This window comes from Rhodospirillales bacterium (assembly GCA_023898805.1).
Taxonomy (GTDB): Bacteria; Pseudomonadota; Alphaproteobacteria; order Micavibrionales; family UBA1664; genus UBA6145.
Genome location: CP060260.1, coordinates 104202 through 116884 on the forward strand (window position 1 = coordinate 104202; position 12683 = coordinate 116884).

A 12683-nucleotide genomic window follows, 5' to 3' on the forward strand; every position below is an offset into this window, starting at 1 on the left:
GATACCGTTTCACCAAGCCAAGGCCAAGACATGTCCGCCGCAACCAGCGTAATCACCCGCTTCGCCCCCTCGCCCACCGGCATGCTCCATATCGGCGGCGCGCGCACCGCTCTGTTCAACTGGTGCTATGCCCGGCATACGGGCGGCAAATTCCTGCTGCGCATCGAGGATACGGACAAGGCCCGCTCGACGCCCGAAGCGATCGACGCCATCCTGCGCGACCTTGCATGGCTGGGCATCGATTGGGACGATGCGCCGCTTTATCAATCGCAGCGTGCCGCGCGCCACGCCGAAATCGCGCACGAACTGGTCGAACGCGGCCGGGCCTATTTCTGTTACTGCACACCCGAAGAACTGGAGGCGATGAAGGACGAGGCCAAGGCCCGCGGCGAACAGCCCCGCTATAACCGCATGTGGCGCGACCGCGACCCGGCCACCGCCCCGGCGGGGGCAAAGCCGGTCATCCGCATCAAGGCCCCGCTTGACGGCGAAACCACGATCGCCGACGCGGTTCAGGGCAACGTGACGGTACAAAACAGCCAGCTCGACGACATGATCCTGCTGCGCTCCGATGAGTCGCCCACCTATATGCTGGCCGTGGTGGTGGACGACCACGACATGGGCGTGACCCACGTCGTGCGCGGCGACGACCATCTGAACAACGCCTTCCGCCAAAAGCTGATTTTCGACGCCATGGGCTGGAACGTGCCAGTTTTCGGACATGTGCCGCTGATTCACGGCGAGGACGGCGCAAAACTTTCCAAACGCCACGGCGCACAGGGCGCGCAGGAATTCCGCGACATGGGCATCCTGCCCGAGGCATTGGACAACTACTTGCTGCGTCTGGGCTGGAGCCACGGCGACGACGAGATTTTTACCAAGGAACAGGCGGCCCGGTGGTTCGACATCAACGACATCAATGCCGGCCCCTCGCGCCTTGATTTCAAAAAGCTCGAACACGTCAACGCCCACCACATGAAGCTGGCCGACGACACGCGCCTTGCCGATGAAACCCTTGCTTTACGGGGCGGAAACGTCGATGCCACGCACCGCGCACGGCTGATCGGGGGGATGCACGACCTCAAGGCGCGCGCGACGACGCTGGTCGGCCTTGCCGCCGACGCGTCGCTTTACCTCAAGGACGCACCCTTCGATTACGACGAAAAGGCCGCCGCCACGCTGAACGACCACGACGCGCACCATGCGATGCACGCCATATACGACGCCCTCGCCCGCCTTGGCGCGGATTTCCGGGACACGGAGATCGAATCCGCCTTGCGCAAAATCGCCGATGCCCAATACGGCGGCAAGCTGGGCAAGGTGATGATGCCCTTCCGCGCCGCGCTGGCCGGAACCATGACCTCGCCCCCGATCGCCAAGGCAGCCGAGGTGCTGGGCCAAAGCGAAACCATGAACCGCCTCAAGGCCGCGCTGCACTGGATGCACGACCAAGGGCACAGCCACCATTAATCAATTGACATAATATAAACAATACGTTAAATTTCGTGCATGCAATCGCCAAAATTCCTTGCTCGGGCCCTGACTGCCATCTTTACCGCTGCCGCCGCGCCTGCCGCTACGGCAGCACCCGCCGCATCGCTTCTAGACGACAAAGTGGCGCAGATTGAATACATAAAAAGCCTCGAACCCGGGATGAAAAACACCTATGCGGGGGCACTGGCCTATAACGCAGTGAAACTGCCGAACCCCAAAAGCGTCGCGACCGTAGTGAATGGCTTCTTTAGCTTCGCAAAAACCGACCTGACCCCGCAGATGCAAGAAGCCGCATGGAAAAAGGCTGCGCACGACGTCGCCCACTACGCGGTACGTTCACCAGCCGGATTTCGTGCTCTTGAATGCAAACTGGAAGCCGCACCCAAAGACATCGTATCGGCCTATGTTTACGACAAAAGCATCGATAACCTCAAAGGCGGGAAAAACACGCCTTATGCCCTACTTTGGCAGATGAACACGGATTACAGCGCCGCGTTCTTGATAGCGCAGACCGCCCAGAACAGTGTCGATTATAAAATCACGCCCGCCGCGGCCACCCAGATCAAAAACTGCATGGCCCAGTAAATGCGCGCATACAAGTAAACGCGCATCCATTCGACTTTTTTACCCAAACCGGTTAAAATAAGCGGATGCATCGCACCCCCCGCCTGACCCTGTTTGTCCTTGCCTTTCTCTGCCTTCCGGCAATGGCCGCGCGGGCCCAGCAGGCTACGGCCGACACCCCACTCAGCCGCCCGGCCTATGTCCGCGTCGGCGCCGATAAATATGAACCCTTGCGCGCAGGCGACGCGCGCAGCGATCGCGCCCTGCTAAGCAACGCCATCTCCGCAGACCAGAAATCGGGCCTTGGCGCAAAACTGCAAAGCGGCCAGATCGTCGATTTCATCATGCGCAGCGTCGGCTTCATCGACAATGCCACCGATGCGCAATCCGCCACCAAGGCCCGGCAGGACGTCGCGCGCGGCGTGCTGGAATTTGCGACCAACAATCCCGACAAATTCCGCCAGCTATACTGCCTGAGCGCGCGTAGTGGCGGAAAAAAAGTGATCTACGTGGTGCGCGACTGGCGCATGATGGCGGAAGTGCCACGCGACGCGGCACCGGAGGCCACGATCCTTTCCTATGGCGAAAACCCGTCCGGCGCGCTGTTTCTGGCGTCGATCAACGCCCCCTATGGTAGCCTTGGCGCCAACGGCGTGGCGGCAACCTGCGGTATCGACATCTCAAAGGGGTTGAGCGCAAGCGTGCCGACCTACACGCCACCGCAAAACATCAAGACTCCCACGCGGGATGAACTGATCCGGATGCTGCAACAGCAGAAATAACCTCGTACGCACTATGTCAAAATACCCCCTGCGCGATTGCCCTGCCCGCCCGCGCGGCGTAAACTTTTTATTCCGCGATTCGCCGTCAACGGCGCGCCAACCTTGAAAACCGGGACCGACATGACCAAGACCTTCACCCTGACCGACGATCAGACCGGCAAGCAATACAAACTGCCCGTGGCGGAGGCGACGGTCGGGCCCGACGGCATCGACGTGCGCAAGCTTCTGGCCGAAAGCGGACATATCACCTTCGACCCCAGCTACAACTCCACCGGCTCGTGCAAATCCAAAATCACCTTCATTGACGGCGATGCGGGCAAGCTGATGCACCGCGGCTATTCGATCGAGGACCTGACTACCAAATCGAATTTCATCGAGGTCGCCTACCTGTTGCTATACGGCGAGCTGCCGACCAAGGCGCAATACGCCGAATTCCGGCACCTCATCACCTATCACACCATGGTCCATGAACAGGTGCATTTCTTCTTCCGCGGCTTCCGCCGCGATGCGCACCCGATGGCCGTGATGTGCGGCGTCGTCGGCGGTCTTTCGGCCTTTTACCACGACTCCCTCAACATCAACGATCCACAGCATCGCGAAATTTCCATCCACCGCCTGATCGCCAAGATCCCGACGCTGGCGGCGATGACCTACAAATACGCGATCGGCCAGCCCTTCATCTATCCGCGCAACGATCTGAGCTTTGTCGAGAACTTCCTGTACATGTGCTTCTCCGTCCCGGCCGAGCCGTACAAGGTCAACCCCGTGGTTGCCAAGGCGCTGGAAAAGATATTCATCCTGCACGCCGATCACGAACAGAACGCATCGACATCCACCGTCCGCCTGGCCGGTTCGACCGGCGCGAACCCGTTTGCCTGCATCGCATCGGGCATCACCTCGCTCTGGGGGCCGGCGCATGGCGGCGCCAATCAGGAAGTGCTGGAGATGCTGGCCGAGATCAAGACTCGCGACCGCATTCCGGAATTCCTCGCCCGCGCCAAGGACAAAAACGACCCGTTCAAGCTGATGGGCTTTGGCCACCGCATCTACAAAAACTACGACCCGCGCGCGGCGGTGCTCAAACACGACTGCCACGCCGTGCTGGAAGAACTGGGCGTCAAGGACGAACCGATGCTGGATCTGGCGATGGAGCTGGAAAAAATCGCCCTTTCCGACCCGTATTTCGTCGAACGCAAACTTTTCCCCAACGTCGATTTCTATTCCGGCATCATCCTCAAGGCGATGGGCTTCCCGACCAGCATGTTCACCGTGCTGTTCGCGCTGGCCCGCACCGTAGGCTGGCTCGCCCAATGGAAGGAAATGATCGAGGACCCGGAAATGCGCATCGGCCGCCCGCGCCAGCTTTATGTCGGCGCCGCGCCCCAGCCCTATACCGATATCGACGCCCGGAAATAACGCGGATCAGACCCGCAGGCCACGTTGCGCGCCGCGCCGCACATCCGGGATATGCGCCCGCGCGATGCGGCCCGATGGCGTGGTATAACGCATATCGGGCACAGGCGGATTTTCCACGCTTTCGATCGGGTCGGTCTTGGTCCCGCCCATGATGCGGTTGACGGTGCGGTCGAACGCGCCGAAATTCAGCGCGCCGAAATGCGCCAGCACGGCCAGCGGCACGCCAATGACGCCCACGCCCAGCAACTTTGCGGTGCGCCAGCCCGCCTGATTGAAACAGGCCTTGATTTCCGGCGTTTCAGGCGCAAAGCTTTGCTCGCATTGCGCCACGTCGTGCTTGTACTTTATCTCGGCCAGACGAACCGCCAGCTTGACGCCCTCGGCAATCAGACGCACGCAGGTTTCGTCACAACCTTCCTTGGCCTGAACATGGCTTTGCGTGATCTGGTTTTGCGGCACGGCAGCGCCCGGATGCGGGCCGCTCTGCGCCAGCGCGTTGCCCGCGCCGCCGGCTGCCAACCCAAATACCAACCCCAAAGCGACAGCGCCGGAAGCGCGTGGTTTCAATAGCGTCATGAAACAAGATTATTTAAAAACTAAAGCCAAAGTCAAAATTTTCCAAAATTAGACAATATATCATGCCGCCGCGCCCACGACCCATTCCAGCAACCTTGGAAACGCGGAAAACCCGCTTTCGCCGTTCAGATGCCCGCCACCGGGAATAATTTCAATATGCCCGCCCAGCGCGTTATGCAGCTCGAACGCCTGCATCATCGGCACATACGGGTCGTTATCGCCATGAAAAATCGCGCTGCGCTCCATATTGGCGCGGATCTTGGTCCAATCGAACGGATAATCGAAAAACGCGCGGTTAAGACGGTCGTATTCCGGCAAGCCCAAAACCCCCATGACCGGCGAAACGAACACCGATTGACGCACCGGCGCGGCCAGCCCCTCCAGCACGTGCAAAAGAAACGTCGCCCCGCAGCTATGCCCGATCAAAATGTCGTCAGGCCCAATAGCTGGTATCGCCGCCAGCCAGTTACGCGGGTCTTGCCCCTCTGGCGTCGGCAGACGCGGAACGACCACATCCGGCAACTGCGCCTTCAGCCATGGAAACCAGTTGCCTTCGGGCGATCCCATGGTGCCGTGAAAGACGAGGACGCTCATAAATACCCCATCACGAAACTGGCCGCCTGTTCGGCGGGCGTGCCGCCGCCCTCGCCAAGCAGCATCCGGTAGGCGCGCGCGAAACCTTCGCGCTCGCGCTCTGCCACGCCGTTGCGGTTGATCAGCAAATCCAGCGCGGCCCCGGCCAGATTGCGGCCATTCGCGTCATTCTGCAGAAATTCCGGCACCACACGCTCGTTCAGCAGCAGATTGACCAGATGCATGTGCGGCACCTTGACCATGCGCTTCGCCAGCCAGAATGTCGGCGCCGAAAACCTGTAGGCCACGACATGCGGCACACCCAGCATCGCCAGCTCCAGCCCCACCGTACCCGAAGTGGCGATCGCCGCCTGCGAAAGCGCAAAGGCCTGAAACCTGTCCTCGGAATCCACCGGGATGAAACGTTGGTCCGAACCGATAATGGCTTTAAGCCGCGCCCAAAGATGCGGCACGGTCGGCACCAGCACGGCCAGATTGGGCCATTCGCGTAGGATGCGGTACGCGGCTTCGTAAATCGGCGGGCCAAGGCGATTGATCTCCCCCTCCCGGCTGCCGAACAGCAGCGACAAAATCGCGGGCGGATTGGTCAACGACAAATCGTATTTCTCGAAAAACGCCTCGCGACCTTCCGGCAAAAGCGTTTCATGCAGATTGACCGCCGGGTGCCCGACGAACGCGGCACGCAGCCCGTGCGCGGTGAAATACGGCGGCTCGAACGGCAACAGGCACATCAGCCCGTCGAACAACTGCGCGACCTTGGCCGCGCGCTCGGGCTTCCAAGCCCAGACCTGCGGTGCGACATAATGGATGAATTTGGTGTTCGGGCATTTGTCCCGCAGCTTGCGCACCAATCGGAAACAGAATCCGGGACTGTCGATGGTCACGACGATCGCGGGCTGGCGCGCGACAATGTCCCGCGCGCATTGGGAAAGCCGCCCCAATATGCGCGGCAGGCGCGGCAATACCTCGGCCAGCCCCATTACCGAAAGATCGCGGATCGGAAACAGCGAGGGCACACCCGCCGCCGCCATCGCCGCGCCGCCCACCCCAGCAAAGCGCAAATTCCTGCCGCTGATATGGCGTATCGCCTGCACCAGCCGCGCGCCCAAAAGGTCGCCCGACATTTCACCCGCCACCAGATAGATCAACGCGTCGTCGTTCATTGCACGCCTATTAAAAACAACCTGGCGTCATCGGCAAGGGCGATGGTTTCCGCACGCTCGGCAATCAGCGTACCTCCGGCCTCGATCGCGATGCCCGCATACCCGGCGTCCCACGCGGCCCTGACCGTCGCGGGGCCGATACCCGGCAGGTCCAGCGCCCGGTCCTGTTGCGGCTTGGCCGCCTTGACCAGCACCGCTCCCGCTTGTGGGTGTGCCGTAATCATCGCATCCGTCCCGCGCGCATCCTCGCGCGCGATCACGTATCCGTCCGCCACGACCACGCCCTGCCCCGCATCCGCGACGCCAAGGGCGCGCGCCGCCTGCATGCCCAGCGCGATATCCGCCATCGCGCGCGCATCCGGCGCATGGCGTCCAAGAACGCCCGATGGCGCCAGCAACTCCGCCATCAGATCCTGCGCCGCGACAAGGCGAAAGCCTTGATCCTCAAGGACGCGGCGCAACGCACGCAATAGCGCATCGTCCCCGCCGCGCAACAACGGCCCGATCAGCCGTGGTAAAAGCCTGAGCGTGGTGAAATCCGGGTATATCTGCCACCACCGGGGCCGCGTCATCCGCCCGATCAGCACCAGATCGCGGATGCCGCGCGCGCGCAGCACCGAAAACACCCGTCCCATCTGGCCGGGACGCACGTCGATATGGGAAAAACCTTCAAGCACGGGGTCGTCCGCATGCCCGCGCAGACGCGCCACAAATACCTCGCCCCCGTTCGCCACAACATGCCGCGCGATCGTGGCGGGCAAGGTACCGCCCCCCGCCACCACGCACAAAGCCGCCTTGCGCGGGGCGGGCGCGGTATCGGTCATTTCTGCCGGGGTTGGGAAAGGGGACGGCTGTTTTTCTCAAGCGCGAACAAAAGCACGTCGGTGATCAGCGGCTGGCCGTGATAATCCGCGCGCACCTTTTCCAGCCTTTCGTGGAAGGTGCCGTCACCGTAAAACAGCTCGCGAAACGCCTTCATCAGCACGTTGATTTCCTCGCGCGGGAAACCCCGGCGCTCAAGCCCGACAAGGTTTAGCCCCGCCAGACGCGCCCGTTCTCCCATCACCAGCCCATAGGGAATAACGTCGTATTCGACGCCTGACATGCCGCCGACCATCGCATGCGCGCCGATGCGCACGAACTGGTGCACCGCCGAAAGCCCGCCCAGAATGGCGTGTTCGCCCACGCTGACATGCCCCGCCAGCGTCGCGTTGTTGGCCAGAATGACGTAATCCCCGATGATGCAGTCATGCGCGACGTGGCTGCCCACCATGAACAGGCAATGACTGCCGACGCGGGTGGCCATGCCCCCGCCCTCGGTGCCGGGATTCATGGTCACATGCTCGCGGATCGTGTTGGAATCGCCGATTTCAAGGCGTGAATCCTCGCCGTGGTATTTCAGGTCCTGCGGACGCGTGCCGATCACCGCAAAGGGATAAACGTGGTTCTTGGCCCCCATCGTCGTATGCCCGTCCACCACGACATGGGAATGCAGTACGCACCCGTCGCCGATGGTGACGTCGGGCCCGACCACGCAAAAAGGACCGATGGAAACATCCGCGCCGATCCGGGCCTTGGGATCGACGGCGGCAAGTGGGTGGATGGAAGCGTTGTTCATGGTTCGACTCTAGGGGTTTGGGCGCAAAGCGCCATTCACGGCGGGTTTCAGGATATTACGAAGGGTCTAAACCGCGGCCTTTTCGCCGTTACTTTCCATGATCATCGCGCTGAACGTCGCCTCGGCGCACACGACACCCTCTACCTTGGCCTCGCCGGTGAATTTCCAGACATTGCGCCGCGATTGCGCCACCTTGACGTGGATGTGCAACGCATCGCCCGGCACGACGGGGCGGCGGAACCGCGCATCCTCGATCGACATGAAATAGACCAGCTTGCCGCGCGCCGCCTCGCCCAGCGTCCTGACCACCAGACATGCGGCGGTCTGGGCCATCGCCTCGACGATCAGCACGCCGGGCATGATCGCCCGGCTGGGGAAATGGCCCTGAAAATGCGGCTCGTTATAGGTGACGTTCTTAAGGCCGATCGCCCATTCGTTGGCGGCATAATCAAGGATCCGGTCCACCAGAAGGATGGGGTATCGGTGCGGGATCATGCCCATGACTTCATGGACGTCGATGACTGGATTTTTCTGAACTTCGCTCATCCGTTCTCGGTACCCCCGGCATCAGCCCTTTGACAAGAGTTTTTTCAAGCCCGCCTGCATCTTCCAATAGGCGCGGCGCGGCATCGCGGGAAAACCGACCCATTCCTCGCCCGCCGGCACATCCTTGGTCACACCGGCCTGCGCCGCCACCCGTGCGCCCTGCCCCACCCGCAAATGCCCGGCCATGCCCGACTGCCCGCCCATGACCACGAAATCCTCCAACACCGAACTGCCGGAAATGCCGGTTTGCGATACGATCACGCAGCCGCGCCCGATGCGGACGTTGTGGCCGATTTGCACCAGATTGTCGATTACCGTGCCCGCGCCGATCACGGTGTCGGGACCGGCCCCGCGGTCGATGGTGGTATTGGCGCCGATATTGACGAAATCACCGATGATCACGCGCCCAAGCTGCGGCACGGGCAAATGCCCCTGTGCGCCCAGCGCGAAGCCGAAACCATCCTGCCCGATCCGCGCGCCCGCGTGCACCCGCACCCGTTCCCCCAGAATACAATGACTCAAACTCGCCCCGGCGCCGATCCAGCACCCGCGCCCCAGTTGCACACCCCGCCCGATGACCGCGCACGGCTCGACGATGCAGCCTGGACCGATTTCCGCGCTTGGGTCGATAGCCGCCTGCGGCGAAATGCTGGCCGCGACGGGCCACGGATAAAACAGCGCCGCCGCCAACGCATAGGACCGGTACGGGTTTTTGCTGATCAGCACCCGCATCCCTTCGGGCGCCTCGGCCGCTACTTCGGCACTGACAATGCACGCCCCGGCGCGGCTGGCTCTGAAATCGTTGCGATATTTTGGATTATCCAGAAACGAAAGCTGCTCTGCCCCGGCCTCGATCAGCGGCGCGACATCCGCAATCATTTGCCCGCCCGCGGCGGGATCGGCCAAAACGCATTCGCTGGCCTCGGCGATCCGGGCCAGCGAATAAGGGCCTGTACGGTCGTGAAACCGTGTATCCGGCATTGGGAACCCTTCCCTTATTACTTGCCGACGTCGACGCTGACGGAAGGCAATTCCTCGTCGATGCGCTTAAGCACATCCGCCGTGATATCCATGGTTTTGGACACAATCACCACGTCGGTGCGTGAAAGCACGAGGTCGAGATTCTGCTTGTCCCCGATTTCAGCCACGACCTTGACGATCTCGGCCCGCAGCTTGCCAATGGCGGTGCCCACAGCCTTGTCCAACTCGGCTTTTTTATCCTGGACTTTCTTCTGGCTGGCGGCGACATCCTTCTGGAACGCCTCGGCCTTGGATTTGAATTCGTCTTCGCTCATCGACGCTTTTTTGTCCATGATGGCCTTTTCCTTGACGCGCAGGGCTTTTTCCTCTGCCCCGACCTCGGACTGGAAGGATTTGCGGACGCCATCAAGCTGGCTTTCGATGCTTTTCGCGGCCTTGGAGTCGCGCAAAAGCGACTGGATGTCCACGACGGCGATCTTGGCGGGCTTGCCGGCCCCCGCGTCCTGGGCGCGGGCGGGAATCGCCGTCACGCACAGGGCAAACATCAACAGCGCCAGAACCTTGGCAAAACTACGCATGACTAACCTCGATTTCCTTTGGTTTGTATGTTTTAGAACCGGGTGCCGAAGCTAAACCGGAACTTTTCATTCTTATCGTAATTTTCTTTGACCACCGGGTTGGCAAAATCAAGGCGGATCAACCCAAAGGGCGAACGCCAGGATACGCCGACACCGGTCGATACCCTGACAGACTTGCTGTCAACAATGCCGGCTCCGCTTTGGTCAAGCGACCACAACGACCCGAAATCCGAAAAAGCGTGACCTTGCACGCCCATCTCTTCGGGCAGGCCGATCGGGAACGCTGCCTCGACCGAACCGCGATAGAACAAATTACCGCCCAAAGCGTCACCCGTGGTCAAATCGCGCGGACCGATCCCCGATGCCTGGAACCCGCGTAACGTGTCGCCGCCGATGAAATAACGTTCGTTGATGCGCACGCCGCTGCCGCTCCAACCATGGATCGCGCCGCCCTCGCCCAAAATGCTGAGCACGCTGCTATGCGTGACCGGGAAAAACACCTCGGCGCCGATTTTTCCGGATATGAACTTGGCGTCCCCGCCAAGCCCGGCACCCTCGGTTTCCAGCCAGCTGACCTGTCCCTTGGTCGGCCAAAGCGTGCTGTCGCGCGTGTCATAGGTCAAGCGTTGCGAAACCGCCGATGTCAGCCACGTGCCTTCCTGCTGCTTGATGTAAGCCGACGCGTCGGATTGCACGTTTTTGATATCGTTGTTTTCCAGCCGGTATTTGAGCGTCTGGCGCAAATGCTCCGAAAGCGGATAGCCAAGACGCAGCGCGCCACCCGTGCGCACCTGATCGAACGAACTTTCCGATTTCAAATTGCTGGTGGTGTGGAACGCATCCACGCCCGCGGATAAGTCGCGGTCGAGGAAATACGGCTCGGTGAACGAGGTGTCGAATTCCGTATGCTTGGCTGAAACCGAAGCCGACAGGGCCACGTCCTGCCCGCGGCCCAAAAAGTTGCGTTCGCGAATCTGGAAGTCGGCCAAAGGCCCTTCCGAGGTCGAGAACCCGCCGCCCAGCGAAATCTCGCCGGTTGATTTTTCCTGCACGTCGACGTCGACGACGGTCTGATCTGGCGCAGACCCCGGCACCGGGCGCACCTTTACGGTGTCGAAGAAATCCAGATCTTTGAGATTCTGCTCCGCCTTCGCAATCTTGTCGCCGTTAAACGGGTCACCTTCGGCTAATGGGAAGGCGCGACGGACCACCTTGTCCTGTGTGCGCACATTGCCCTTGATGTCGATGCGTTCGACATACACCTTGGGCGTGCGCCCGACGCGGAAGGTCACGTCGACCGTATCGTTTTCGGGATGCCGCGCAACGTCCGGATCAACTCCGACAAAGGCGTACTGCATATCGCCCAACCGGGTGGTCATCGCGCTGATGGTGTCGTCCATCGCCTGCGCGTCGTACCATTGTCCCGACTTGATCTCGATATCCTTGTCGAGGACTTTGGGATCGACGCCCGTCAGCCCCGAAGTATCGACATTGACTTTCCCGATCTTGTAACGCGGGCCCTCGTCGACCGTGAAGGTCAGGAAGAACGCGCTTTTATCCGGGGTCAGTTCGGCCACCGCCGACACCACGCGAAAATCGATATAACCGTGTTTGAGATAAAACCGGCGCAACAATTCCTCGTCATACGCCATGCGGTCGGCGTCATAACGGTCGCTGGTCGAAAGGAAGCGGTACCAGCGGCTTTCCTTGGAGGCAACGGCCTCGCGCAGCGCATCGTCGGAATAAGCCTGATTGCCGACGAATTTAATCCCGCGGATTTCCGAAACAGGGCCTTCGTTGATCTCGAACACCAGATTGACGCGGTTCTGGTCCAGACGGATGACCTTGGGTTCCACCGCGACCGAATAACGCCCCTGACGGCGATACAATTCACGGATGCGGTCAACGTCGGACTGGACGGTCGTGCGCGCCAGCACATTGCGCGAGCGCGACGCGATTTCCGACATCAATTCCTCATCCTTGAGCTTTTCATTCCCCTCGAACGCGATCTGGTTGATCAGCGGATTTTCGACCACTGAAACGACCAGTACGCCGTTCCGGGGCTGGATGTTGACGTCGGCGAACAAACCGGTGCCATACAGCGCTTTGGCGGAATCGGACAGCGCCTCTTGACTGTAGGTGTCGCCAGGCTTGACGGTCATGTAGGACAGGATGGTTTGCGGATCGATGCGCTCCGCCCCCTCGATCTGGATGCGGGCGACATGCGCCTCCTGCGCCATCAGGGAAATCGGAGAAACGGTGACCGTCAGCACCAGCGCAAGGGCGGACAGGGTATACCGGAAGCCTTTTTTCATATTCAGCACTTTCGTCGATACGGCCACACTAGCCATTGGAATCAATCCCATCAAGG

13 protein-coding genes are annotated in these 12683 nt (G+C 61.0%); 4 read left to right on the forward strand and 9 right to left on the reverse strand.

Annotated elements, in window-relative coordinates:
- The first annotated feature begins 30 nt into the window (after nucleotides 1-30).
- From H6866_00565 to gltA, 4 genes are all read left to right on the forward strand, one after another.
- A complete protein-coding gene (locus H6866_00565) occupies nucleotides 31-1470 on the forward strand; it encodes a glutamate--tRNA ligase (GenBank protein USO07762.1) in 1440 nt (479 codons plus the stop codon).
- A 39-nt stretch (nucleotides 1471-1509) separates the two neighbouring features.
- On the forward strand, nucleotides 1510-2079 hold the full coding sequence (locus H6866_00570) for a hypothetical protein (protein USO07763.1): 570 nt from the start codon (nucleotides 1510-1512) through the stop codon (nucleotides 2077-2079).
- Between the two features lie 65 nt (nucleotides 2080-2144).
- On the forward strand, nucleotides 2145-2840 hold the full coding sequence (locus H6866_00575; protein ID USO07764.1) for a hypothetical protein: 696 nt from the start codon (nucleotides 2145-2147) through the stop codon (nucleotides 2838-2840).
- 120 nt (nucleotides 2841-2960) lie between these two features.
- Nucleotides 2961-4256 carry a citrate (Si)-synthase gene (gene gltA / locus H6866_00580; protein ID USO08533.1) on the forward strand — a complete coding sequence of 432 codons (1296 nt, stop codon included), beginning with the start codon at nucleotides 2961-2963 and terminating at the stop codon, nucleotides 4254-4256.
- Nucleotides 4257-4262: 6 nt separating this feature from the next.
- Here gltA and H6866_00585 read toward each other — a convergent pair whose 3' ends face one another.
- The 9 genes from H6866_00585 to bamA form a co-directional block, all read right to left on the reverse strand.
- Nucleotides 4263-4832 (reverse strand): hypothetical protein, encoded by a 570-nt coding sequence (locus H6866_00585; GenBank protein USO07765.1) that lies wholly within the window; start codon nucleotides 4830-4832, stop codon nucleotides 4263-4265.
- Nucleotides 4833-4892: 60 nt separating this feature from the next.
- On the reverse strand, nucleotides 4893-5426 hold the full coding sequence (locus H6866_00590; protein ID USO07766.1) for an alpha/beta hydrolase: 534 nt from the start codon (nucleotides 5424-5426) through the stop codon (nucleotides 4893-4895).
- Nucleotides 5423-6589 (reverse strand): lipid-A-disaccharide synthase, encoded by a 1167-nt coding sequence (lpxB, locus tag H6866_00595; protein ID USO07767.1) that lies wholly within the window; start codon nucleotides 6587-6589, stop codon nucleotides 5423-5425. Before lpxB ends, H6866_00590 begins: the two co-directional genes overlap by 4 nt.
- The gene (gene lpxI, locus H6866_00600) at nucleotides 6586-7413 is read right to left on the reverse strand and encodes a UDP-2,3-diacylglucosamine diphosphatase LpxI (protein USO07768.1); all 828 of its coding nucleotides are present in this window, start codon (nucleotides 7411-7413) and stop codon (nucleotides 6586-6588) included. Before lpxI ends, lpxB begins: the two co-directional genes overlap by 4 nt.
- Nucleotides 7410-8207: an acyl-ACP--UDP-N-acetylglucosamine O-acyltransferase gene (gene lpxA / locus H6866_00605; GenBank protein USO07769.1), complete on the reverse strand. Its 798-nt coding sequence runs from the start codon at nucleotides 8205-8207 to the stop codon at nucleotides 7410-7412. Before lpxA ends, lpxI begins: the two co-directional genes overlap by 4 nt.
- 66 nt (nucleotides 8208-8273) lie before the next feature.
- Complete coding sequence (gene fabZ, locus H6866_00610; GenBank protein USO07770.1) at nucleotides 8274-8753, reverse strand: 3-hydroxyacyl-ACP dehydratase FabZ; 480 nt, start codon at nucleotides 8751-8753, stop codon at nucleotides 8274-8276.
- A gap of 21 nt (nucleotides 8754-8774) precedes the next feature.
- Nucleotides 8775-9734, reverse strand: coding sequence for a UDP-3-O-(3-hydroxymyristoyl)glucosamine N-acyltransferase (gene lpxD / locus H6866_00615; GenBank protein USO07771.1), 960 nt, complete (start codon nucleotides 9732-9734; stop codon nucleotides 8775-8777).
- Between the two features lie 17 nt (nucleotides 9735-9751).
- On the reverse strand, nucleotides 9752-10312 hold the full coding sequence (locus H6866_00620) for an OmpH family outer membrane protein (protein USO07772.1): 561 nt from the start codon (nucleotides 10310-10312) through the stop codon (nucleotides 9752-9754).
- Nucleotides 10313-10344: 32 nt separating this feature from the next.
- Entirely contained in the window at nucleotides 10345-12627 is a 2283-nt protein-coding gene (gene bamA / locus H6866_00625) for an outer membrane protein assembly factor BamA (GenBank protein ID USO07773.1), read from the reverse strand.
- Between the last annotated feature and the right edge of the window lie 56 nt (nucleotides 12628-12683).